Raw genomic sequence first — 23777 nt, 5'->3', positions numbered from 1 at the left:
TATCGAAACCTTCATGGGATCGCTCACTCGCGCAAACGCCGCGCGCAACGCCGCCAAGGGCGCCGCAAAGGCCACCACCACCAAGGGCCAGCAAGTCGGCGAGGTCAGTCTCGGCGAGCGGCTCAAGTACGGGTTCGACAAGTCGATGTCGGGCGGCGCCATGGCCCTGGTCGGCTGGCTGGGTCTGGTGACCCTGATCACCATCCTGTTCGCGGCGACCATCCTGTCCCTGACGCGCTGGGGTCCCGACGGCGGCTGGAGTTTCATCGAAGCCCTGTGGCAGTCGCTGATGCGGACCACCGACGCCGGCACGGTCGCGGGCGACGCGGGCTGGGCCTTCCGGGGCCTGAACCTGTTCGTCACGGCCATGGGCATCCTGGTCTTCTCGGCCCTGATTTCTGTCATCTCGGCGGGTCTGGACTCCAAGATCGACGAGGCCAGGAAGGGTCGCTCGCGCGTTCTGGAGACCGACCACACCATCATCCTGAACTGGTCGGCCTCGATCTTCGACATCATCTCCGAACTGGTCATCGCCAACGAAAGCCGGAAGAATCCGCGCATCGTCATCATGGCCAACAAGGACAAGGTCGAGATGGAGGACGAGATCGCCGACAAGGTCGCCGATCTCAAGAACACCCGGATCATCTGCCGCTCGGGCGACCCGACCGACCTGTTCGACCTGTCGATCGTCAACCCCCAGGCCTGTCGCTCGATCATCGTCGTGTCGCCGGAGGGCGTGGACGATCCCGACAGCCAGGTCATCAAGACGGTTCTCGCCCTGACCAACGATCCCAAGCGCCGCGAGGAGCGCTATCTGATCGCAGCCGAACTCCGCGACGCCAAGAACGCCGAGGTCGCCCGCATCGTCGGCGGCGACGAGGTCCAGCTGGTTCTCGCCGACGACCTGATCTCGCGCATCGTGGTCCAGTCGTCGCGTCAGGCCGGCCTGTCCGCCGTCTATTCCGAGCTGCTCGATTTCGACGGCTGCGAAATCTACACGACCGAACTCGAGGAACTGGTCGGCGTGACCTATGGCGACGCCGTCATGGGCTATGAGGATTCGGCCCTGATCGGCCTGCGCTATGCCGACGGCACGGTGAAGATGAACCCGCCGATGGATACGGTGATCCCCGAGGGCGCGCGCGCCATCATCATCGCCGAGGACGACGCCTCCATCAAAATGACGCCCCTGGCCGATGACGCTGCCGACGCCTCGGCCATTCGCAAGCCCAAGGCCGTGCGCCGCAAGGCCGAACGCACCCTGATCATCGGCTGGAACCGTCGCGGTCCGATGATCGCCTATGAGCTGTCGAAATACGTCCGTCCGGGCTCGGTCCTGACCATAGCCGCCGACACTCCCGGCTTCGCGGAAGAGATCGCCGCCATGCCGCTGGGTTCGACCAATATGAAGGTCACGTCCAAGACGATCGACACCAGCCACTCGGCCTCGATCGAGGCGCTGGACCCGGTCTCTTACGACTCGATCATGGTGCTGGGCTATTCCGACACGATGGAGGCCCAGTCCGCCGATACCCGCACGCTGATCACCCTGTTGCATCTGAGGAAACTGTCCGAACGCCTCGGCACCCATATCTCGGTGGTGTCGGAGATGATCGACATCCGGAACCGCGAACTGGCCGAGGTCACCCGCGCCGACGACTTCGTGGTGTCCAACAAGCTCGTCAGCCTGATGCTGGCCCAGGCGTCCGAGAACGAATACCTGTCCTCCATCTTCGACGACCTGCTGGATGAGGACGGTTCGGAAATCTACATGCGCCCCGTCGGCGACTATGTGGACCTGTCCGGCCCGGTGACCTTCTACACCATTGCCGAGGCCGCTCGTCAGCGCGGCGAGACCGCCATCGGCTATCGCAGGAAGCGCGAGGCCGCCGACGACGATGGCCGCAACATGGGCGGGGTGGTGGTCAATCCGAACAAGGCCGAAGCGCTGGACTATCTGCCGGAAGACCGTGTCATCGTTCTGGCCGAAGACTGATCGGAGACGAGAGGGCGGGGCTGCGACACCCCGCCCCGCTTGGCGCGTTGACGCAGGGGCGCCATCTCGGAGCCAGACCCGCCGCCCAGACCTAGAGCGAGGAGACCCCGTTTGCCCCTTCTGATGTGCCCAAACGACAACGCCCAGATGACGACCCTGGACCGCGACGGCGTCCAGTTCGACATGTGCCCGACCTGCCGCGGCGTGTGGCTGGATCGCGGCGAGCTCGAGAAGCTGATGGCGGGCGCAGCCGCCAACGCCGCCCCGGCGCCTCAGGCCTACGCCCCGCCGCCGCAGCAACCGAGCGCCCCCTGGGGTCAGGCCCCGCAACAGCCGCAGTATCGCGAGCAGCCGCGCTATCGCGACGATGACGACTACCGCTACAAGAAGAAGAAGCGCGACAGTATCTTCGACATCTTCGACTGACCGCGTCGCGAGCGGTAGCCCGCTACGTCAAGCCGCCAGCCCTGCCGCCTTCATCAGCCCCTTCAGCGGCGCGATGGTCTCGGGCGCCGCGCTCAGCGCCGCCCTCGCTTCGGGCGCGCGGAAAAGCCTGATCGCCTCGGCCTTGGCGCGTTCCGAGACCGGACCCAGGGGCGCCGTCTCTCCGGCCGCGAGCCTGAGCAGGGCGGTCAGCTTCTGCGGTACGGGCGCCGGTGCGCGTGCCAGGCTGGCGGTCAGCTTGGCCTCGGCCTCGATCACGCCCCCGACATTGCCGATGGCGGCCATGATCTGATCCGTATCGTTCTCCGACAGGGCGGAGGCCTTCACCGAACGGGTCAGGGTCGCCAGCACCATCAGCTTCTTCGACGCCGACACCGTGCTGATCCGCATCTCGCTCTCGAACCGGAGGGAGGTGACGCAGGCGGCCAGCCAGCGGGCGGCTGAGCGCTTGTTCGCATTGCCGGTGACGTTCTCGCACAGGCGGGTCAGCTGCTCGGCCTCGCACAGCACGGTCTCGCACGGCACGACATAGGCCTGGACGAAGTCGGCGGTGATCAGACTCTTGGAGCGTTCGGTGAAGGCGGTCTGCACCTCTTCCAGCGTCAGCAATCGACCAGCCGTCGCCGTCAGCGACATGGCGAGGGTGCGCAGGATATCGATCTCGCCCGGCGCATCATTAGGACGCAGGCGGCGCTGCCCCATCAGCTCCCGCAGGACCATCCTGGCCAGGGCAGCCGCCAGAAGCGGGAACTCCCCCGCCTCCAGTCGCTTGCCCAGACGCGCCGCCGGTCCATCGACGGACGGCATCAGCAGGGCCATGCGCGGGTCGTGGCGGATCAGCATCTCGATCTCGCGCGGGGCGACCATCCGCACCACGGCGGCAAGGCTGCCGCCCTGATCCAGCGCCGGGCCGAGGACCTCCGACAGGTTCGTCCGCGAGGCGAGCATTTCGCAGAGAATCTGTTCGATGGCGACCATCACCATGGCGCGCGGCCCGCCGTCGGGGGGCGCGCGGTCGGCCAGGTCCATCAGACGGTCCAGGCGCGGCCGGGCGCCGCGAAGTCCAGCCAGGGCGCCCGCCACCACGCCGCCCATCACGAAGCCGCGGTCGGCGGCTCCGGCCAGCCTCTGGGCGACATCGGCCAGCGACCGGTTGGCGAGATCGGGGAAGGTCCCCTTGCGACCGGCGGAGATGACCCGCTCCATCGCCTGTCCGGCCAGCTTCTGATAGTGGCGGATCAAGTCGTGGGAGGCCTGACCCGTGGCCTGGCTCTCGGGGATGGCGACCTTCTGCAGGGCATGCTGCAGCTCGACGCCCGACGCTTCCAGCTTCTCGACCAGGTCGGGACGGTGCAGCAGTTCGAACGCGGTCGCGCCCTGGCGCATCAGCCAGTCCTCCAGCACCCGCCCGATCAGTTCGCGGGCGTGGGGCGTATAGAGGTCCTGCGGGCCCAGGCAGTTCGACTGTCTGTCCTCGTCGGACACCAGACGTTTCTTCGGCGGTTCGGGTGCGCCCCGCGTCAGGATGGTCGCGCTGGCGAACTCCATCGTGTCGGGATCGAGCGTCTCCTTGGTGACCCGTACGGCCACGGCCCGCTTGTCCTTCAGGATTTCTTCGGCGCTGTCGACGGCGTGTTTTCGCTCTTCGGTCGCGAGCATCAGCGTCCACGGCGAGGGCGCGGTCTTGCGGATATAAAGCTCGTAGTGGACGGGGCCGGCCATGCGCTCGCTTTCTGCGGTCTGGCCGTCAGACTAGGGCAGAGGCTTTAAGGTCCGGTTTCACGAACGAAATCTGGTCACGGCCCGACTGTGGCCGTAAAGTCACCGCTATCGCGGGCGAACGGTTACGCTTGTCGTGCGTTCAGACGCTCCCGACTTCTGTCAGGGATCAGACGAGGAGACCTTCTATTGGCCAATATCACCCTGGTGGATGACGACGAGAACATCGTCGCTTCCGTGTCGCTGGCTCTGGAGAGCCACGGCCACAAGGTGGTCGCGTACCACGACGGGGCCACCGGCCTCGAGGCGCTGGAGGCCTCGCCGCCGGACCTGGCCATCCTGGACGTGAAGATGCCCCGCATGGACGGGATGGAGGTGCTGCGTCGCCTGCGTCAGACCTCCCAGATCCCGGTCATCATGCTGACTTCGAAGGACGAGGAGATCGACGAGATCCTCGGCTTCAACCTCGGCGCCGACGACTATATCCACAAGCCGTTCTCGCAGCGCCTGCTGATCGAGCGGGTCAAGGCCCTGCTGCGCCGCTCTGGCGGCGATGGCGGCGAGCCCGAGCCCTCGGCCGAAATCAGCGGCAAGGCCATCCGTCGCGGCAAGCTGGTCATGGACCCGGCGCGCCACGAGAGCACTTGGGACGGCAAGGCGGTCAAGCTGACCGTGACCGAGTTTCTGCTGCTCCAGGCCCTGGCCCAGCGCCCCGGCTTCGTGAAGAGCCGCGACAACCTGATGGACGCCGCCTACGACGATCAGGTCTATGTCGACGACCGCACCATCGACAGCCACGTCAAGCGGATGCGCAAGAAGTTCCGCGTCGTGGACAACGACTTCGACGCCATCGAGACCCTGTATGGCGTCGGTTATCGATACCGCGAGAGCTGAACCGTCGGAGACGTCCGAGGACGCCTCCCCGCGCCGCCGTCTGATCCGCTTCGGCGGATCGCGGCTGGGCGGGCTGATCCTCGTCCTGAATCTGATCAGTCTTCTGATCCTGCTCGGCGGGGCCCTGGCGCTCAATGAGTGGCGCACGGGCCTCGTCCAGGCGCGTCAGGAAAGCCTGCTGGGTCAGGCCGAACTGCTCTCCAAGGTGCTGTCCGACGAGGACTACACCCGGGGTACGCCCGTCCCCGAACTCAACCGCGATCAGTCGGCCAAGGTGCTGATCGACCGGTTCGTGCCCGCCGGACAGCGTGCACGCATCTTCGACCGTGACGGTGTTCTGCTGGTCGACAGTTTCGACGTCTCCGACACGATCGAGGGTCAGCCCCTGCCGCCGGCCTACCCGGCCGGCACGCCGGCGCCGCCGGACAAGGGAGCGGAAAAGGCCGCCGCCACGCTCGAAAGCGCAAACATCGCCCTGGGCGACGAAATCCTTGCGGCCCTGGCGGGCGATCCTCAATCGACCGTCCGGCGCTCGGAGAACGGCGAGCGCGTCGTCTCCGTCTCCCTGCCCATTCGCCATGTGCAGCAGGTGCTCGGCGTCCTGACCCTGGAGGCCAACGACGTCGACGAGATCCTGGACGCCCAGCGCCGCGCCCTGATCCCCTTCGCCCTGGTGGCCCTGGGGGTGAACCTGCTGGCGTCCCTCCTGCTTCATCTGTTCGTGGCGCGGCCGGTTATGCGTCTGTCGGCGGCGGCGGATCAGGTGCGTCTGCAGCGCGCGCGCGCCATCTCCCTGCCCGACCTCGAGGACCGCCGCGACGAGATCGGCGACCTGGCCCGATCGCTGGAATCCATGACCGACACCCTGTCGACGCGGATGGACGCCATCGAGCGGTTCGCCGCCGACGTCTCGCACGAGATCAAGAACCCCCTGACCTCCATCCGCTCGGCGCTGGAAACCCTGGATCTGGTCAAGGACCAGGACAAGCGCGACCGTCTGACCGCCGTCCTGCAACAGGATGTGCGGCGTCTCGACCGGCTGATCACCGACATCTCCAACGCCTCGCGACTGGATGCCGAGTTGTCGCGCGACCGCCCGCGCCCCGTCGACCTCGCCATCCTCCTGACCGACATCGTCGGCATCTACGAGACGACCGGAAAGCCCGGCGAGGCCCCGGTAAGACTGGACCTGCGACAGGAAGGGCCCGTCCGCGTCATGGGCCGCGACGGGCCCCTGGGTCAGGTGTTCCGCAACCTGATCGACAACGCCCGGTCCTTCAGCCCGGCGGGCCGGGATGTGCGGGTCTCTGTCCGTCGCGACGATACGGACGCCTTGCCGGTGCGGATCGTGGTCGAGGACGACGGCCCCGGCATCCCGCCCGAGAACCTGGAGACGGTGTTCCAACGCTTCTACACCTCGCGTCCGCGCGGCGCGGCCTTCGGCTCCAACTCCGGCCTCGGCCTGTCGATCGTGCGACAGATCGTGGAAGCGCATGGCGGGGTGGTCTCGGCCGCCAACCGTCTGGGCGCCTCCGGCGCGGTCGAGGGCGCCCGCTTCGAAGTGGCCCTGCCGGCCGTCGGTCGCAGGCCCTAGGTCGCCATGACACAGCCTCGACACTGCACCGTAGTCGCCCGGCGGGGCCGCGACGGCTGGCGCGGCGTCCTGCTGTCCGGGCCGTCCGGCGCGGGCAAGAGCGACCTGGCGCTGCGCCTCATCGACGCGGGCTGGCGGCTCGTCGCCGATGACTATGCCAACCTCTGGGCGTGCGACGGCGCGGTCTACGCCGCCCCGCCCGATCAGATCGCCGGCCGGATCGAGGCGCGGGGCCTCGACATCCTGTCCGTTGGATACAGACCCTCTACTCGGATCGCCCTGGTCGTCGATTGCGTCCAGACGGCTGCCGAACGCCTGCCGGAACCCCGGTGGGAGACCGTCGCCGGCGTCCCCTTGCCGCACCTGACGCTGGACATCCGGCCGGCCTCCGCGGCGGTGGTTCTGGGCCTCGCCATCGACCGGCTTTAATCGCGCATCGGTTTGGCCTATCTAGGCCCGCTTGGACCGGGGCGGCGGCCTCCGATCCACGGCATAGGGGATAAGTCGCGTTGCAGACGCTTTCCAGGAACGGCTCGGCATGATCGGCCTCGTGATCGTCACCCACGGGGGGCTCGCGTCCGAATTCCTGTCCGCCATGGAGCATGTGGTCGGCCCGCAGCGCGGCGTCGCGGCCATCTGCATCGGCCCCGAGGACGACATGGAGCGCCGCCGTCGCGACATCGTCGACGCCGCCGCCGCCGTCGACGACGGCTCGGGCGTGATCCTTTTGACCGACATGTTCGGCGGCACCCCCTCCAACCTGGCCATCTCGGTCATGGAACAGACCCATGCCGAGGTCATCGCCGGCCTCAACCTGCCCATGCTGATCAAGCTGGCCAGCGTGCGCGGGCGCGAAACGCTTGAGACCTGCGTCGCCCACGCCCAGGACGCGGGCCGCAAATACATCTCCGTGGCCTCCTGGGTCCTGGCGGGCGAGAAGTAGCTTCGATGGGTCAGACTATGCCGACCGTTCAGGCGACCGCGAACATCTGCAACACCCGCGGCCTGCACGCCCGGGCCTCGGCCAAGTTCGTGAAACTGGCCTCCAGCTTCGAGGCCGAAATCCACGTCACGCGCGACGGGGTCACCGTCGACGCCCGCTCGATCATGGGCCTTCTGATGCTCGGCGCCGGCAACGGCTGCGCGATCGAGATCACCGCCGAAGGCTCCGACGCCCAAGAGGCCATCGACGCCCTCAACGACCTCGTGGCCCGGAAGTTCGACGAGGACAATTAGGGCTTCCCGGTCAGGTCCTCGGCCGGCGCGAATATCGTGTCGCGGAGTAGGATGACGCCGCCCGAATTCTTTCCCGAGGTCCGTGTCCACCGCTCAGCATCCTGAGCGTCGGCGGTCAGCCCCTTGAATCTTGGCCATGACCGCCACCCGATGAAGGCCAGCACCGCGGCAAGCGCAATGATCGCGCCGATGCCCGCCAGCCAACGCGTCTTGAAGATATTCAGAACATCATCGGCATCGAAGCCGAGCGCGATGAAGACGAACGCTATCACCCACGCCGCCGTCAGGACCAGCAGGAAGGCTTCGTTCGCCCGACTGACCGAGGGAGGGCGGCGGCCCTTGTACAGGATGACCTGTGTCAGCCGTCCCTCAAGGTCCTGCTCTAAGGCATCAACATGAGATTCCCAGTTTTCTTGCCAGAATTTCGAGCCCCATGCCGACAGCCACGCGGCGAACCCCGATACCACCCCGAGCCCGCAGGGCAGCAGGAAGAAGATCGGAGCCAGGGCGGGCTTTGCCGAGGCACCCCAGCCAGCCGCGACGAACGCCGCGAGTTGGAACGCCCAGAAGTATGTCGCCCGCTTCCAGTAATTCTCGATCTCGAATTTCCGCAGGTCGTGCGCCCGCTTCAGAGCGGTGGTCTGCGGACTTTCGATGGCACCTGCCTTCGGATCGGGAAACTTGATGGCGAGATCGTAGTTGGAGGTCATCGCACGACGTTACGTTGCCCCCTGCGAGGAGGCAACGCAGCCGCCTGTTCCGCCCCGCCCTGCTTCGCGCCGATATGGGCGACACCCCGGTCTTCGGCGATCTTGACCTGACGATCCCGTTCGACGGCACCTGCCTTCTGATCGTTCGTGCGCGCCTTGTGGCAGCGCTCGCAACAGACGCCCTCGACGTAATGCGGCGACGTCCGCCCCTCCGGACTGACCGGCATACGGCATCCCCGGCACAAGGTATGGGTCCCCTCGGCCAGCCCATGCCCGACCGCGACCCGCTCATCGAAGACGAAGCATTCGCCTTTCCACAGGCTCTCTGCTTCCGGGACCGTCTCCAGATACCGCAGGATGCCGCCCTGCAGATGGAAGACGTCCGTCACCCCTTCCGACTTCAGGAAGGCCGTCGACTTCTCGCAGCGGATCCCGCCGGTGCAGTACATGGCGACCTTCGGCGGATTCGGTCGGTCGAGCAGGGCCCGCCCCTCGGTCCGGAACCAGTCGGGGAAGTCTCGGAACGACCGCGTGTTCGGCTGCACGGCGCCCCTGAAGGCCCCGACCTCGCCCTCATAATCGTTGCGCGTGTCGATCACGATCGTGTCCGGATCGGCGATCAGGGCATTCCAGTCCTCGGCCGCCACATAGGTCCCCGCGTTCGCCGCCGGCTCCAGGTCGGGCAGGCCCAGGGTCACGATCTCCGGCTTCACCCGCACCTTCAGCCGATGGAAGGGCATCCGCTCGGCGGAGGAATACTTGACCTCGGTCCCGGCGAACCCGGGCAGGGCGGTCAGTCCCTCGATCACCCGCGCGATCGCCTCGGCCGGCCCGGCGATCGTGCCGTTCACCCCCTCGTGCGCGACCAGCAGGGTTCCGCGCACATCGGAGCCGCACAGATCTTCCAGCCTGTCGCGCAACGCGGCTGGGTCTTGCACCGACGCGAACCGATAGAGGGCGGCGACGCGGATTTCAGGGACGGTCACCAGAAGGGCATCCTGTTGCGATCCCGACAATGAAAGGGACCTGTCCTGCGAAGCGCGTCAGCGCGAAGCAGGATGGTGGAGCCGAGGGGAGTCGAACCCCTGACCTCGTCATTGCGAACGACGCGCTCTACCAACTGAGCTACGGCCCCCCGTATACCCAGGACAGCCGGGTGACAGGCGAGCGCGGACATAGGCGGCCGAAAGCGGCGGTGTCAACGGGCCGCACATGCCCGCGCCGGGAATCCTTGGCCTTCGCCGTTCCGCCCGCTAGAAGCGGCTTTCATTTCGCGAAGGAGTTCACGCATGGGCGTGGCGATCGTCTGGCTCATCAATGCCATCATCAGCCTGATGACCTGGTTCATCATCGGCTCGGCGATCCTCAGCTGGCTGTTCGCCTTCGATGTGATCAACCACCGCAATCGCTTCGTGAACCAGCTGGCCAGCTTCCTGGACGCCGTGACCCGGCCGCTGATGGAGCCCTTCCGCCGGATCATCCCGCCGCTGGGCGGCATCGACATCTCGCCGATCGTGGTTCTGCTGCTGCTCAACTTCGCGCGGATCGCCTTCAACAACATGGCCGCCGGACCGATCATCGCGGTTCTCGGGTAACCGAACAGCGTGGCCCGGGTGCCGCACTGCGACATTCCAGCCTTGCGCGGCGGACAGACGCTCTTAAGGTGCCTCGGCCCGGGCGAGACGCCGTTGCTGACCACGACTTCATGACCTCCACGATCAAAACAGTCGCCGTGATCGGTGCCGGCCAGATGGGTGTCGGCATCGCCCATGCCGTGGCGCTGGGCGGGTATCAGGTGCGGCTGTACGACGTGGCGCCCGAGCGGCTGCCGATCGCCCTCGGGGTCATCGGCGCCTCCCTGGCGCGCCAGGTCGAGCGCGAGGCCATCACCCCGGCCCAGGCCGATGCGGCCCTGGCCCACATCTCCGGCGTCGAAAGTCTCGCCGACGCGGCCAAGGCCGATCTGGTCATCGAGGCGGCGGTCGAGGACGAGGCCGTCAAGAAGGCGGTCTTCGCCGACCTGGTCCCGCATCTGGGCGCCGACACGCTTCTGGCCTCCAACACCTCTTCCATCTCGATCACCCGCCTGGCCTCGTCGACCGACCGGCCGGACCGGTTCATCGGCCTGCACTTCATGAAGCCGGCGCCGGTGATGAAACTGGTCGAGATCATTCGCGGCATCGCCACCTCGGCCTCGACCTACGAGACCGCCGTCGCCTTCGCCGAGAGCCTGGGCAAGACCACCACCAATGCCGAGGACTTCCCCGCCTTCATCGTCAACCGCATCCTGGTGCCGATGATCAACGAGGCGATCTACACCCTGTACGAGGGCGTCGGGAACGTCGCCTCGATCGACAAGGCGCTGAAGCTGGGCGCCAACCACCCGATGGGCCCGCTGGAACTGGCCGATTTCATGGGGCTGGACGTGGTCCTGGCCATCATGAACGTGCTGTACGACGGCCTGGCGGACTCGAAATACCGCCCCTGTCCTCTGCTGGTGAAATACGTCGAGGCCGGCTGGCTGGGGCGCAAGTCCGGGCGCGGCTTCTACGACTATTCGGGCGACGTCCCGGTCCCGACCCGCTGATGGCCCGCTTCGACACGCCCGCCGATCTGCCCGGACAGTCGCCCGTCGTCTGGCGCCAGACGCGGGCGGCCATTCCGCTGGCGGCGCTCGCGGGCATCCTGTGGCCGCCCCTGATCGTGACCCTGCTGATCTGGCCGCCCCAGAACTGGCTGCCGGGCCGCGAGATCGACTGGCGCCTGACCGTCCTGGCCATCGGCCTGATCGCCGTGCCGACAGGTCTGTGGGCCATCCGGCGCGAGCGGGATCGTCGCGGTCGTCCCGGCTCGCGGCTGGGCGTCGTCTGGCGCTTCATGCTCTACGGCGGCCTACTCGCCGCCGCAGCCCAGACCGTTCTGGCCCTGGCCATGATGGTCTGGGGCTGGGTCCAGTCCGGCGACATCTTCCAAGGCATCGGCGCAACCGAGACCGCCCTTCTGATCTATGGCGTCGCCGGCCTGCCGGTCGCCATCCTGGTGGGGGTCAGCTACGCCCTCTGGGCCGGGCTCTGCGCCGCCTTCATCGCCTTCGCGCGCGCGCCGGAGAAGGTGAAGGACCGGCTGGGCGTTCTCGGCCGCTGACGCAGCCTCTCGACGGTTTACCTGCCGCGTCTTTCGACTAAGCTCCCCTGACAGCTTTTGGGGGAAAGCGCGCCATGACCACGCCAGCACTCGAGGCCCGGCCTCTCACCAACGCGGGTGGTCTTTCACCCACCGCCACGGCCGATCGCATCTTCCAGCTCGACATGCTGCGCGGCTGGGCGATCCTCGGCATCCTGGCCGTCAACGCCATCGCCTTCGCCTGGCCTTTTCAGGTCATGGCCTCCGAGGCGCCGCCGCCCGGCGCGACCGGCCCGGCCGACCTGATCGGGACCTGGGTCGTCGACGTCTTCTTCCACGACAAGTTCCGCACCCTCTTCTCCATGCTGTTCGGCGTGTCGATCTTCCTGGTCGGGGGCGATAAGGACGACGACCGCCGGGGCGCGCTTCTGTGGCGCCGTCTGCTGTGGCTGGGGCTGTTCGGCCTGCTGCACGGGGCGCTCCTCTGGTACGGCGACATCCTGCTGCACTATGCCTACTGCGGCCTGATCATGATGACGATGCGTTCGTGGAGCGCGCGTCGCCTGCTGTGGACCGGCGGTGCCGTCACGGTGCTGTGGGCCGTCGTCGCCTCCGTCGCCGGCTGGGGCATGGCCAATCTTCCGCCCGAGATCGCCGCCCAGATGGAGGCCGGTCGTCCCGCCGCGACGCCGCAAGCCATCGCCGAGGCCGTCGCCGCCTATCGCATCGGCTGGCCCAGCGGCCTGATGGAGAATCTCAAGGTCTGGGCGACCTTCCAGCTTCTCGCCAGCCCCTTCCTCATCCCCGTCACCGTGCCGCTGATGATGCTGGGCCTGGGCCTGTTCAAGTCCGGCTATCTGCATGGCCGCGCGCCGATGTGGATCTATGGCCTGATCCTTCTGGCCGGAGGCGCCGTTCTGGCCGCCCTGGCCGTCTGGGGCTGGCAGGATGTCATGGCCGGAGAGGCCGATCCGACCAATGGCCTGGCCGCCGCCGCCGGAGGCTCCGCCTTCCTGATCACCCTCTTCTACGCCACCGTCCTGATCCTTCTGGTCCGGTTCGGGCTGAAACCTCTGGTCGCCTGGCTGGCGCCGGTCGGGCGGATGGCCTTCACCAACTACCTGACCCAGACCCTGATCATGATGACCCTCTACTACGCGCCCTGGGGTCCGATGTGGTTCGGCGAGCATGGCCCGGCCCAGATGTGGGCGGTGGTCGGCGCCATCTGGGTCGCCCAGATCCTCTGGTCGCCGCTGTGGCTGTCGGTCTTCTCCATGGGCCCGTTCGAGTGGGTGTGGCGCTGCCTGACCTACGGACGGATGGTGCCGCTCCGGAAATAGGGGCGAGGGTCCAGGGTCGAGGGACGAAGGCGACGGTGCGGCACGGGCTTTTCTCGCCCCTCGACCCTCGCCCCTCGCCCCTCTAAAAGCCCCGGCATGACCGACACGCCCGACCCCATCCGCCCCGAAGCCCGCGCGCCCCGGGGCTTCGCCGACCGCCGCGGCCCCGAGGTCGCCCAGGAACGCCGCATCGTCCGCCAGGTGTCGGAGGTCTACGAGCGTTGGGGCTTCGAGCCGCTTGAGACGGGCGCCTTCGAATACGCCGACGCGCTCGGCAAATTCCTGCCCGATGCCGACCGTCCGAACGAGGGCGTCTTCGCGCTTCAGGATGACGATGAACAGTGGATGGCGCTCCGCTACGACCACACCGCGCCTCTGGCCCGGTTCGCGGCCCAGAACTGGGAGACCCTGCCCAAACCCTATCGCCGCTACGCCTTCGGTCCGGTGTGGAGAAACGAAAAGCCTGGCCCCGGCCGCTTCCGCGAGTTCGTCCAGTGCGACGCCGACACCGTCGGCTCGGACCGTCCCGAGGCCGACGCCGAGATCATCGCCATGGCCTGCGAGGGCCTGCAGGCGGCGGGGCTGGCGGAGGGTCAGGCCGTGGTCCGCGTCTCCAACCGCAAGCTCTTCGACGGCCTGTTCGAGGCCGGCGGTATCACCGATCCGATCCAGCGCCTGACCGCCCTTCGCGCCATCGACAAGTTCGACCGCCTGGGCTGGGAGGGCGTCGCCGCCCTCCTGGGCGAGGGCCGTCTGGACGACAGCGGCGACTATACCAAGGGCGCTGATCTGCCGCTCGGCGTCGCTGCGACCATCGAGGCCTTCCTCGGCTCGGCCTCCCAGGGCACGCGCGCCGAGACCCTGGACGCCATCGCCCGGTCGGGCAGCCTGGGCGCGGCGGGCGAGGCGGCGCTGGAAGAACTGGCCGGCATCGACCGCGCCCTGACCGCCATGCGGGTGGACCAGGCGACGGTCCGCTTCGACCCGACCATCGTGCGTGGGCTCGAATACTACACCGGCGCCGTCTTCGAGGCCGAGCTGCTGCTCGACACCACCGACGACAGGGGCCGCCCGGTCCGGTTCGGCTCGATCGGCGGCGGCGGGCGCTATGACGATCTGGTGGCGCGCTTCACGGGCCAGTCGACCCCGGCGACCGGCTTCTCGTTCGGCGTCTCGCGTCTGGCCTCGGCCCTGCGGGCGGCCGGCCGGGCGGGCGAGGTCGCGCGCGGCCCGGCGGTCGTGATCGTCTTCTCCCAGGACGACATGCAGCACTATCTCGACGCCGTGTCGGAACTGCGCGCCGCCGGGATCGCCGCCGAACTCTATCTCGGCCGGGCCGGCATGAAGGCCCAGATGAAATACGCCGACCGCCGCAACGCCCCTGCCGCCGTCATGCTGGGCGGTGACGAGATCGCCGCCGGTCAGGTCACGATCAAGGATCTCGACGCCGGTCGCGTCGCCGCGGCGGGCGTCGCCGACAACGAGGCCTGGAAGGCCGAGCGTCCCGGCCAGCAGGCAGTGGCGCGCGGCGATCTGGTGCGAACCATTCGCGCCATTATCGAAGCTTCATCGAGAACTTGAGCGGCTCACGAATGAGTTATCGATGTTCAGTCAGGAAACCGGCTATTTTCGCTTGTGGTTTGATTGACTTGGACCGGCCCGAGGCGTCATTTGGTCTCACTCGAACGGCGCGGCGCTGACAAGGCGCAGCCGCTGATCGTAGGCGTTTCGGGGAGGAAACGTCCGCTCCTTAGAGAGCGTGAAAGCCCGCTGCGATGTATCCCCCGCAGCGGGCTTTTTCACGTCTGGAACCTAGGCCCCTCTAGCACTTGCAGGTCGACGAAGGGTCGCATGCGACCCGAGGAGGGGAGGCCGCGCACGGCGGCGCAGCCGTCGTCCTGGCGCGGGCGGGTGAGGGGTCGCACCCGCTCTCCCTCACCGTGCACCCCGGCGAAGGCCGGGGTCCAGATGGAGGTCACCAAGGGTCCAAGCAGCACGCCGACGCCCCATTCCGGCCGCCTGGGCGCTTGATCTGGACCCCGGCCTTCGCCGGGGTGCACGGATAAAGACGTCCAAGTTTGCCCAAGGATCGTCCAAATCCTCCAACGATTCCAACACCCCGAACTTTTAAGACCCCTCCGAACCGGCGCCCCCTCGAACATCCCTTATGATGGGAGCCATCCCGTCGTCGGGGAAGGCGTCCTGGGCCCAGGACCCGGACGTGCGGCGGGACCGATCGTAGCGGGATTGTCCGGGGGGCGTGAAACCTCTGAGCCCGGCGGGCCTGAGCCTGCCGCCCGTCGCGGGCCTATCGCCTAAGGGTCCAAAGGACCCGGGATTCGTGGCCGGTCTTCGCCGAGGCGGGGATGCAGGCCCCCCCGGGGTATCCGTAAACCCGCTGGGCGACGCTCGCGGACCCGGTCGGGGACGGAGCCTCGGCGCGAGCCGAAAACACAATCAATCGGTCCCCGTAACGCGAAAGCAGGGGGCCACCTCGGTTCCGGGCGAACGCCCAGGCTCCGTCGACTTCCCCACACCCGTTCGCAGCGGAAGGACGATGAGGCGTGCCCAGTCTTCTCCCTCCCCCGCGGGGGAGGGTGGCCGAGCGAAGCGAGGTCGGGTGGGGACGGCAAGGCAAAATCCCCCCAGGCCCGCATCCGCATCACCCCGCCGCCCCCACCCGGTCGCTACGCGACCACCTCCTCGGATCGCATGCGATCCTTCGTCGACCCCCAAGTGGGAGGGAGACGTCCCCGCTCGATCCATGCGAAAAAGGCCGGAGCGATCCGCCCCGGCCTTCCTCATTTCAGACGCTGCGCGCCGACTACCAGATGCGGACCCGTTCTTCCGGCGTCAGGTAGTAGTGGGTGCCGGGCTGGACATCGAAAGCCGAATACCAGGCGTCGACGTTGCGCAGGGGACCGATGACCCGGAACTCGGACGGCGAGTGGCTGTCCGTGGCGATCTGGTTCTTCAGGGCGTCGTCACGATACTTCGCCTGCCAGACCTGGGCCCAGCCGAGGAAGAAGCGCTGGTCGCCGGTGAAGCCGTCCAGAACCGGAGCCTCGGCTCCGTTCAGCGACAGGTGATAGGCCTCCAGACCCACGGCCACGCCAGAGGCGTCGCCGATGTTCTCGCCCATGGTCAGGCCGGGGTTGATGAAGTGGCCTTCGATCGGCTCATAGGCGCCGTACTGGGCCCCCAGACGGGTGGTCAGGGCGTTGAAGGCGGTCGCGTCGGCGGGGGTCCACCAGTCGCGCAGCACGCCGTCGCCGTCGGACTTCCGGCCCTGGTCGTCGAAGCCGTGACCGATCTCGTGACCGATCACCGCGCCGATGCCGCCGTAGTTGATCGCCGGATCGGCCTCGGGATCGAAGAAGGGCGGCTGCAGGATGGCTGCCGGGAAGACGATCTCGTTGTTGGTCGAGTTGTAATAGGCGTTCACCGTCTGGGGCGTCATGCCCCACTCGGTCTTGTCGACCGGCGCGTTCAGGCGGGCCAGGTCGTATTCCCAGCGGAATTTCGCAGCCCGCTCGCCGTTGCCGAACAGGTCGTCGGCGCGGATGTCCAGGTCCGAATAGTCGCGCCAGCGGTCGGGATAGGCGATCTTGACGGTGAACTTGGCCAGCTTGGCCTGGGCCGCCGCCTTCGTCTCGGCGCTCATCCAGGTATAGGTCTCGATGCGGTGCGACAGCGCGGTGCGCAGGTTGGCGACCAGCTGCTCCATCTGGGCCTTGGATTCGGCCGGGAAATACTCGGCGACATACTGGCGACCGACCGCCTCGCCCAGGGCACCGTCGGCGAAGCTGATGCCCCGCTTGTCGCGGCTGCGCTGTTCCAGGGCGCCGGACAGCTCACGCGACCGGAACTCCCACTGGGCGTCCGAGAAACGCTGCGACAGGCGCGACGCGGCGCCGTCTGTGGTGCGGAACGCCTGCCAGGCCTGAAGCGTCGAGACGGGGGTCTCGGCATAGATGGCGGCGATCTTCGGCAGGGCCGTGTTCTGGCGCACGATCAGGCGGGGAATGTCGCCCAGACGCGCCGCGCCGAAATAGCCGGCCCAGTCGAAGCCCGGCGCGTCGGCGGCCAGGCGCTGGATCGTGTATTCGTTATAGGTCCGGTCGCGGTCGCGGCTCTCGGCCGGGGTCCAGTGGGCCTGGGCGATCTTGTCTTCCATGGCCACGATGGCGGCGGCGTTTCCGACCGGATCGTCCCAGCCGATCATCTCCAGCATCTGGGCGACATAGGCCTGATACTTGGCCTTCTTCTCGGCGAAGAGCGGCGACAGGTAATAGTCGCGATTGGGCAGGCCGAGACCCGACTGGCTGGTCGAGACGACGTAGCGGTCGGGGTTCTTTTGGTCGGTCGTGATGCCGGTGCCGAAGAAGGATCCGCCCAAGCCGCCGATGGTCTGGCCCATATAGGCGGCCATCGCCTCGTGGCTGTCGGCGGCGCGGATGGCGGTCAGATAGGGCTGCAGCGGCTGGGCTTCGAGCGCCTCGATCCGGGCGGTGTCCATGTAGGAGCGGTAGGCGTCGGCGATCTTCTGCTCGTCCGAGCCGGCCTGCAGGTCGCTGCGGGCGGCCAGGGTGTCGATCATCGCCTTGACGCGGTTGTCGGACAGCTCGCGCAGCAGGCCGAAGGAGATGCCGTAGCTCGAACGGTCACCCGGGATCACCGTCCGGTCCAGGGCCGCGCCGTTGGCGAAGCGGTTGAAGTTGTCGCCGGGCAGGACCGAGCGGTCCATGCCCGTGGTGTCGAAGCCCCAGGTCCCGTAGTGCGGCGTCTCCACGCCCCGATAGCCGGTGAAGGGCGCGTCGCCGTCCTGGAAGATCGACTGGATCGTGCAGGCCTCGTCGATGCAGCCGTGGTCGTGATCCTGGGCGAAGGCGGCGGCGGGCAGAAGGAGCGCGGCCGTGGCGGCGCCGATAAGCAGAGACTTCATGAGGGGGAATTTCCTGAGGTTCGGACGTCGCCGCGCGTCTCACGCGGACTCGGCGCGGACCCTACGCCCGGTCCCGGGGCTGTCGCCTTAAAAAAAGTTCATGAATCGCAGCGCGCGTCTCGCCAAGCGGAGCCTTTAAGGTGACGATCATCCCACAAGGAGATCGAATGGCGGGCGGACACGGCGGCGGCGACTACAAGGATCTGGTGGTCTTCCTGGCGGCGGCCGGCGTGGTCGTGCCCCTGTTCAATCGCTGGAAGATCAGTCCCGTCCTGGGCTTCCTCGCCGCCGGGGTGCTGCTGGGGCCGGATGGGCTCGGCCGGTTCGCCGATGTGATCCCCTGGCTCGCCTGGCTGACCATAAGCGATGCCGACCAGCTGGCTCAGCTTTCAGAACTGGGCGTCGCCTTCCTCCTGTTCATGATCGGGCTGGAGCTGTCGTGGGAAAGGCTGAAGGCCATGCGCCGGCTCGTCTTCGGCTTCGGCATGATGCAGGTCGCCGTCTGTACGGCCGTGCTGGCCGCGGCCTTCATGGTGATGGGTCAGTCCCTGGTCAGCGCGGCGGTGCTGGGAATGGGGCTTGCGCTGTCCTCGACCGCCGTGGTCCTGCCCGTCATGGCCGAACGCGGCCGCATGAAGGGCGCCGTCGGGCGATCCACCTTCGCCGCCCTTCTCGCCCAGGATCTGGCCGTCGCTCCGATCCTGATCACCGTGACCGTCCTGGCCACGCTCGCCCAGTCGAACGGCGACCTTCGTCCCGAGGCCCTGCGCCCGGCGCTCTTGACCCTCGCCCCGGCCGCCATCGGCCTGGCTGTGCTCGTGGTGGGCGGCAGGCTGCTGCTGCGGCCCCTGTTCAGGTCGGTCGCCAAGAGCCGGTCGAAGTCCGCCGGCGGCAGTCAGGAGCTGTTCGTCGCCCTCTGCCTGCTGATCGTGGTCGGGGCCGGCGTCGCGGCCCAGGCGGCCGGTCTTTCGATGAGCCTCGGGGCCCTGATCGCCGGTCTCCTTCTGGCCGAGACGGAATATCGCCGCGAGATCGAGATCAATATCGAACCCTTCAAGGGCCTCCTTCTCGGGGTCTTCTTCGTGGGGGTCGGCATCGGACTGGATCTCGACGCCGTGGCGGCGAATCCCGCCGGCGTGTTCGGTCTCGCCCTGGCGATCACCGCGATCAAGGCGGGGCTCATCTTCGGCCTGGCGCGGCTCTGGGGCCTCAGCGCACGGTCGGCCATCGAGACCGCGCTTGTTCTGGGCCCTGCGGGCGAGTTCGCCTTCGTCATCCTCAATACCGGCATGGTCGAGGGGATCGCCTCGCCCGGCTTCACGCAAGGGGTGCTGGTCTCGGCGACCCTCAGCATGTTCTCGGTGCCCCTGATGGCGATGCTGGGTCAGCGGATCGCAGGCGCGCGGGCGGCCGCCATACCTGTCGCGGACGATCCCGCATTGGGCCTGCAGCCCGAGACCGACCGCGCCGAGGCCTCGGTCCTGATCGTCGGCTTCGGCCGCGTCGGCCGGCTCGTCGCCGAGATGCTGAAGGAGCACGACCAGACCTTCATCGCCGTGGACACCGACCCCACCGCCGTCGCGGCCGGTCGTCGTGACGGCTACGACGTGTCCTACGGCGACGCCGCCCGCGCCGAGATGCTGTCCCTGTGCGGAATCACGACCATCAAGGCCCTGGTCGTCACCATGGATGCCCCGACCAAGGTGGACGAGGTCGTCATCGCCGCCCGCGCCCAGCGCGACGACCTGATCGTCATCGCCCGTGCTCGCGACGACCGCCACGCCGCACGCCTCTATGGCCTGGGCGTCACCGACGCCGTGCCCGAGACGACCGAGGCCAGCCTGCAACTGGCCGAGAACACCCTGGTCGATCTGGGCGTGCCGATGGGGCTGGTCCTGGCCTCCATCCACGAGCGGCGCGATGAGTACCGCGCCATGTTCCAGGCCGCGATCCCCAAGGACCGACGCAATCGGGCGACCCGCGCGCTTCGGGCCAGCCTGAAACCTTAACCCGAAACACGACCCATTTTGGTCATCGTTCCGTGATGAAAGCCCCGCTTCCCCCGGGGCCCGGCGTTCCACGGGTCGCTCGCTCGCGTCAGTTTATCCGCGATCGCGATCCAGCCTTAAGGCCCTTCTGTCCATCTGTTTCGCGGATCCCCCGCCGCGAAGCGTCAGCTACAGAGTATCCGTGTTCATGCGTGAGTCCGCGTCGACCGTCAGCCCCGCCTCCGATACGCAACCCCGCCTGAACCGCCGTCAGGCCGCCAAGGTCCGGACCCGTCAGAAGGTGCTCGACGCCGCTCGCGGTCTGTTCGCCGAGCGAGGCTATGAGCCCGCCACCATCCGCGACATCGCCAAGGGCGCGGGCATGTCGACGGGCGCCGTCTTCGCCAACTTCCAGGACAAGGCCGAGCTGTTCGAAGCCGTCCTGACCGAGGACATGGCCGGGCTGGCCGAGGTCATGCTGAACGGCGCCGGCGACGGCTCGACGCGTGATCGCCTGGTGAACGCCCTGACCGCCGGCTACCACGGCTCGATCGATCAGCTGCCGCTGTTCCAGGCCATCGTCGCCCGGTCGTGGTTCCAGCCCGTCGCCGCCGAGACGCGCCAGCGCGCCGCGACGCAGGGCCTGACCGACGTCATCTCCGACATCCTGCGCTCGGGCATCGGCGCCGGGGAGATCAAGCAGGATGCCGACATCGCCCTGCTGACCGAGCTGACCTGGGACGCCTATCTGTCGAACTACCGCCGCGCCGCCTACGATGGCTGGACCGTGGATCAGCTGGCCGACCACATCGGTCGCCAGGTCGACACCCTGCTGGCCGGCGTCAGCGCGAAGTAATCGACTTCGGAAGAGCCTTCAGCTCTTCCACTTCAGGACGGCCGGCTTGACCGGATTGGAGAAGCCGCGCTGTTCAGCGCGGCTTTTCTGCCATTCGCGCTTCAGCTGCTGGTACCATTTCGCCTGCTTGTCGGCGTCGTCGATCCAGATCAGGGCGGGGTCGTAGCGCAGCCCCTCGTTCTGCAGGTTCACCATCCCGCCGTCCTGCTTCAGGAAGGCGACGACCCCCATCCGCAGGAAGGGCTTGGCGATCCCGAACACCCAGTGGTCGGACCAGAAGATCTGGGTGATGCGGGTCTTGGTCTCGGTGATCGGCGTCAGGCAGGTCAGGGCCAGAACCTGTTTCGCGCCCACCTCGATATGCTCCCAGCGATAGCCGGGGAGGCGGAACGTGATCTCCGTCGCCGGCGCGCCGCCCAGAATCTTGTAGGCGCGAGAGTTCGACGACGGCGCATGCCGCACCATGGCGAAGCCCAGTTCCCGCGGCTCGAAGGCCTTGGACTTCTCATGCATCGAATATTCCGAGCGCCACCACCATTGCTGATGGACGTAGGGTCCGTGGGCGGGATCCATCAACCCGACGACCGCGTGGTCGATATGGCTGTCGAAATCCATCCACTCGACCAGTTTCGCATCCCCCCCGACCACGCCGGGGAAGCTCGGCGGCGGATGATCGGGCTCGGCATCGGAGCGCGGGTCGGAGCGCAGGAAGACGAACACCATCCCCTGGCTCTCGACCACAGTATAGGAGCGGACCCTGACCCGCTCGGTCTCGAACGGCTGCTCGTCGACCAGGGACGGAATGGCGGCGCAGACCCCATCGGTGCGGAAGCGCCAGCCGTGATAGGGGCATTCAACCGTCTCGGGCTCGCCGGGCTTCTGCACCAGCCGGCCGGCCGACAGGGGCGCGGCACGGTGCGGACAGATGTCGCGCATCGCATAGACCTGGCCGTCACGACGACGCCCGATCAGGACTGGCTCGCCCAGCAGCTCGTAGCGCTTCAGCGAGGCCTCGGCGACGTCGCGCGACAGTGCGGCGAAATACCAGGTGTCGAGCACAAACCCCTTGCCGAAGGCGGCGGGCGGGGCTTTCGCTTCGGGAACCTTGGTACCGAGGTCGGGGGCGGGGCTGTCTGCGGAGCTCATGATCCGATGATAGAGGCTCGCCCTCGGTTCGTCATGGTTCGATGAAATTCAAGTCCCGCGCTTGCGTCCTGCATCCCATGACCCAAGCTGTGCCACTATGGACAGAAGGCCGGCGTATCGTCCGGCCCGCCACCTGAGACGAGGAAACACCGTGAACAGCCAGATCCTGACCGGCGTGATCGCCGCCCTCGGCCTGATGGCCAACTTCGCCTTCGTCGGCGCAGCGAGCGCCCAGGACGGCCATTCGGCCCATGCGGAGGGCCACGGCCACCAACACGCCGACTTCGCCTCGGACAGGCTGCACGTCCGCGTCGATGGCGAGGCGGGTCCAGGGGTCCGCGACATCATCCTGATCCCCGGTCTCAGCTCGTCGCCGGAAATCTGGCAGGGCACGGTCGATCACCTCGGTGCCGGCTGGCGCGTTCACCGCATCCACATCCAGGGCTTCGCCGGGGCTCCGGTCGAGGGCAATGCGGACGGCCCGGTCGCCGCGCCCGTGGCCGAGGAAATCGCTCGCTACATCGCCGAGAACAATCTCGACAAGCCCGCCGTCGTCGGCCACTCCATGGGCGGCACGATCGGCATGATGCTGGCGGCCCGTCATCCCGAGGCCGTCGGTCGGCTGATGGTCGTGGATATGGTGCCCTTCATGGGCGCGATGTTCGGCCCTTCGGGCACCACGGCAGAGAGCGTCGCTCCCGTCGCCGAGCAGGTCTATCAGGGCATGGCGACGGCCGCCCCGGCTGACTATCAGGCCCGCGCAGCCGCCTCCGTCACCGGCATGATCAACACCGAATCCCTGCGCGCAGGCCCGCTGGAAGACACGGCGACCAGCGACCAGGGCGTTTCGTCCCGCTCGTTCCGCGAACTGATCCTGACCGACCTGCGCCCCGAACTGCCGAAGATCACGGCTCCGACCGAGGTGCTCTACGTCAAGTTCAACGACGCCCGGATGACCAACGAGATCACCGACATGATCTATCGTGCCTCCTTCGCCGGTCTGCCGAACGTCGAGCTGAAGCGGATCGACGACAGCGCCCACTTCATCATGCTGGACCAACCGGCGACCTTCTACGCCGATCTGGACGCCTTCCTGGCTGAATGAGCGACGCCGGGGACGCCGCAGACATCGTCGATCTCTACGACCGGCGGGCGGCGGACTGGGTCGCCGATCGCGGCCAGACCCTGACCGAGGCCGACCGGACCTGGCTCGACCAGTTCACCGCCCGCCTACGGCCCGGCGACGCGGTCCTTGACGTCGGCTGCGGCTCGGGCCGCCCCATGGCGGCGGCCCTGATCGGGCGAGGCTTGCGCGTCACCGGCGTGGACTCGGCCGCCAGTCTGATCGCCCACGCCTCGGGCGACCTGCCCGGGGGGCGGTTTCTCCAGGCTGACATGCGCACGCTCGACCTCGGAGAAACCTTCGCCGGGATCCTCGCCTGGCACAGCCTGTTTCATCTCTCGCCCGACGATCAGCGCATCGCCCTGCCGCGCCTCCTGGCCCATGCGGCCCCGCGCGCGACGATCATCTTCTCTTCCGGCCCGCGCGAGGATGTCGTCGTGGGCGCTTGGCGCGGAGAGCCGCTCTATCACGGCAGCCTCGGACCCCAGGAGTATGAGAGCCTGCTCACCTCCCAGGGGTTTGTCGTTGAAACGGGTGTCTGGGCCAACGATGGATCAGTCTGGCTCGCCCATCGGATGGACGAGCGTTAACCCCCGCGCCATCGTTTCGGCGGAAAGCCGCATCACGCTGACGTGAAGTCTTCACGTGCCGTTCACCACAAAT

The 23777-nt window shown here is 67.6% G+C and carries 22 protein-coding genes and 1 tRNA gene; 16 read left to right on the top strand and 7 right to left on the bottom strand.

The genetic code is table 11. From position 1 onward, the window contains the following. Positions 1-13 precede the first annotated feature (13 nt). Together ACW171_RS11360 and ACW171_RS11355 are read left to right on the top strand one after the other, a co-directional pair. The gene (locus ACW171_RS11360) at positions 14-1996 is read left to right on the top strand and encodes a CASTOR/POLLUX-related putative ion channel (RefSeq protein ID WP_492093350.1); all 1983 of its coding nucleotides are present in this window, start codon (positions 14-16) and stop codon (positions 1994-1996) included. Between the two features lie 111 nt (positions 1997-2107). Next, positions 2108-2422, top strand: a complete 315-nt coding sequence (locus tag ACW171_RS11355) for a TFIIB-type zinc ribbon-containing protein (protein ID WP_492093348.1) — start codon at positions 2108-2110, stop codon at positions 2420-2422. 27 nt (positions 2423-2449) lie between these two features. Here the strand turns inward: ACW171_RS11355 and ACW171_RS11350 are convergent, their stop codons facing one another. Continuing rightward, positions 2450-4162: a hypothetical protein gene (locus ACW171_RS11350; RefSeq protein WP_492093346.1), complete on the bottom strand. Its 1713-nt coding sequence runs from the start codon at positions 4160-4162 to the stop codon at positions 2450-2452. A 186-nt stretch (positions 4163-4348) separates the two neighbouring features. On the opposite strand from ACW171_RS11350, the gene chvI reads away from it, so the two are divergent. The 5 genes from chvI to ACW171_RS11325 all read left to right on the top strand — a co-directional run bounded on the left by chvI (position 4349) and on the right by ACW171_RS11325 (position 7883). After that, complete coding sequence (chvI, locus tag ACW171_RS11345; RefSeq protein ID WP_492093344.1) at positions 4349-5053, top strand: two-component response regulator ChvI; 705 nt, start codon at positions 4349-4351, stop codon at positions 5051-5053. Then, positions 5022-6647: a two-component sensor histidine kinase ChvG gene (gene chvG / locus ACW171_RS11340; protein WP_492093342.1), complete on the top strand. Its 1626-nt coding sequence runs from the start codon at positions 5022-5024 to the stop codon at positions 6645-6647. The genes chvI and chvG overlap by 32 nt, the downstream gene beginning before the upstream one ends. Positions 6648-6653: 6 nt before the next feature. Then, complete coding sequence (locus ACW171_RS11335; protein ID WP_492093340.1) at positions 6654-7076, top strand: HPr kinase/phosphorylase; 423 nt, start codon at positions 6654-6656, stop codon at positions 7074-7076. Positions 7077-7185: 109 nt separating this feature from the next. Then, entirely contained in the window at positions 7186-7590 is a 405-nt protein-coding gene (locus tag ACW171_RS11330) for a PTS sugar transporter subunit IIA (protein ID WP_271084494.1), read from the top strand. Positions 7591-7595: 5 nt separating this feature from the next. Continuing rightward, the gene (locus ACW171_RS11325; RefSeq protein ID WP_492093338.1) at positions 7596-7883 is read left to right on the top strand and encodes an HPr family phosphocarrier protein; all 288 of its coding nucleotides are present in this window, start codon (positions 7596-7598) and stop codon (positions 7881-7883) included. Here ACW171_RS11325 and ACW171_RS11320 read toward each other — a convergent pair. The 3 genes from ACW171_RS11320 to ACW171_RS11310 all read right to left on the bottom strand — a co-directional run bounded on the left by ACW171_RS11320 (position 7880) and on the right by ACW171_RS11310 (position 9728). Then, entirely contained in the window at positions 7880-8593 is a 714-nt protein-coding gene (locus ACW171_RS11320; RefSeq protein ID WP_492093336.1) for a RipA family octameric membrane protein, read from the bottom strand. The genes ACW171_RS11325 and ACW171_RS11320 overlap by 4 nt on opposite strands. After that, positions 8590-9579 (bottom strand): oxygen-dependent tRNA uridine(34) hydroxylase TrhO, encoded by a 990-nt coding sequence (gene trhO, locus ACW171_RS11315; protein WP_492093334.1) that lies wholly within the window; start codon positions 9577-9579, stop codon positions 8590-8592. The genes ACW171_RS11320 and trhO overlap by 4 nt, the downstream gene beginning before the upstream one ends. A 73-nt stretch (positions 9580-9652) precedes the next feature. Further along, a tRNA-Ala gene (locus ACW171_RS11310) sits at positions 9653-9728 on the bottom strand. A 154-nt stretch (positions 9729-9882) separates the two neighbouring features. Here ACW171_RS11310 and ACW171_RS11305 point away from each other — a divergent pair. The 5 genes from ACW171_RS11305 (at position 9883) to hisS (ending at position 14637) form a co-directional block, all read left to right on the top strand. Further along, positions 9883-10188 (top strand): YggT family protein, encoded by a 306-nt coding sequence (locus ACW171_RS11305; RefSeq protein ID WP_492093332.1) that lies wholly within the window; start codon positions 9883-9885, stop codon positions 10186-10188. Between the two features lie 110 nt (positions 10189-10298). Continuing rightward, on the top strand, positions 10299-11180 hold the full coding sequence (locus tag ACW171_RS11300) for a 3-hydroxybutyryl-CoA dehydrogenase (protein WP_492093331.1): 882 nt from the start codon (positions 10299-10301) through the stop codon (positions 11178-11180). Next, positions 11180-11737, top strand: coding sequence for a phthalate transporter (locus tag ACW171_RS11295; protein WP_492093329.1), 558 nt, complete (start codon positions 11180-11182; stop codon positions 11735-11737). The genes ACW171_RS11300 and ACW171_RS11295 overlap by 1 nt, the downstream gene beginning before the upstream one ends. Positions 11738-11811: 74 nt before the next feature. Beyond that, positions 11812-13056 (top strand): DUF418 domain-containing protein, encoded by a 1245-nt coding sequence (locus ACW171_RS11290; protein WP_492093327.1) that lies wholly within the window; start codon positions 11812-11814, stop codon positions 13054-13056. A 96-nt stretch (positions 13057-13152) separates the two neighbouring features. Next, the gene (hisS, locus tag ACW171_RS11285; protein ID WP_492093325.1) at positions 13153-14637 is read left to right on the top strand and encodes a histidine--tRNA ligase; all 1485 of its coding nucleotides are present in this window, start codon (positions 13153-13155) and stop codon (positions 14635-14637) included. A gap of 218 nt (positions 14638-14855) precedes the next feature. On the opposite strand, the gene ACW171_RS11280 is transcribed toward hisS, so the two are convergent. Next, positions 14856-15035: a hypothetical protein gene (locus tag ACW171_RS11280; RefSeq protein WP_492093323.1), complete on the bottom strand. Its 180-nt coding sequence runs from the start codon at positions 15033-15035 to the stop codon at positions 14856-14858. An 845-nt stretch (positions 15036-15880) separates the two neighbouring features. Continuing rightward, complete coding sequence (locus ACW171_RS11275; RefSeq protein ID WP_492093321.1) at positions 15881-18001, bottom strand: M13 family metallopeptidase; 2121 nt, start codon at positions 17999-18001, stop codon at positions 15881-15883. A 167-nt stretch (positions 18002-18168) separates the two neighbouring features. Here ACW171_RS11275 and ACW171_RS11270 point away from each other — a divergent pair, with 167 nt between their 5' ends. Then, positions 18169-20010 (top strand): cation:proton antiporter domain-containing protein, encoded by a 1842-nt coding sequence (locus tag ACW171_RS11270; protein ID WP_492093319.1) that lies wholly within the window; start codon positions 18169-18171, stop codon positions 20008-20010. Positions 20011-20197: 187 nt separating this feature from the next. Continuing rightward, the gene (locus tag ACW171_RS11265; protein ID WP_492093317.1) at positions 20198-20845 is read left to right on the top strand and encodes a TetR/AcrR family transcriptional regulator; all 648 of its coding nucleotides are present in this window, start codon (positions 20198-20200) and stop codon (positions 20843-20845) included. An 18-nt stretch (positions 20846-20863) separates the two neighbouring features. Here ACW171_RS11265 and ACW171_RS11260 read toward each other — a convergent pair whose 3' ends face one another. Then, positions 20864-21991, bottom strand: coding sequence for a Rieske 2Fe-2S domain-containing protein (locus tag ACW171_RS11260; RefSeq protein WP_492093315.1), 1128 nt, complete (start codon positions 21989-21991; stop codon positions 20864-20866). Between the two features lie 151 nt (positions 21992-22142). On the opposite strand from ACW171_RS11260, the gene ACW171_RS11255 reads away from it, so the two are divergent. Both ACW171_RS11255 and ACW171_RS11250 read left to right on the top strand, forming a co-directional pair. Then, the gene (locus ACW171_RS11255; protein WP_492093314.1) at positions 22143-23096 is read left to right on the top strand and encodes an alpha/beta fold hydrolase; all 954 of its coding nucleotides are present in this window, start codon (positions 22143-22145) and stop codon (positions 23094-23096) included. After that, the gene (locus ACW171_RS11250; RefSeq protein ID WP_492093313.1) at positions 23093-23704 is read left to right on the top strand and encodes a class I SAM-dependent methyltransferase; all 612 of its coding nucleotides are present in this window, start codon (positions 23093-23095) and stop codon (positions 23702-23704) included. Before ACW171_RS11255 ends, ACW171_RS11250 begins: the two co-directional genes overlap by 4 nt. Positions 23705-23777: the final 73 nt, after the last annotated feature.

The sequence above is a fragment of the Brevundimonas sp. FV1ye28 genome, from assembly GCF_058681135.1.
This window is presented reverse-complemented; position numbering and strand designations above follow the sequence as displayed.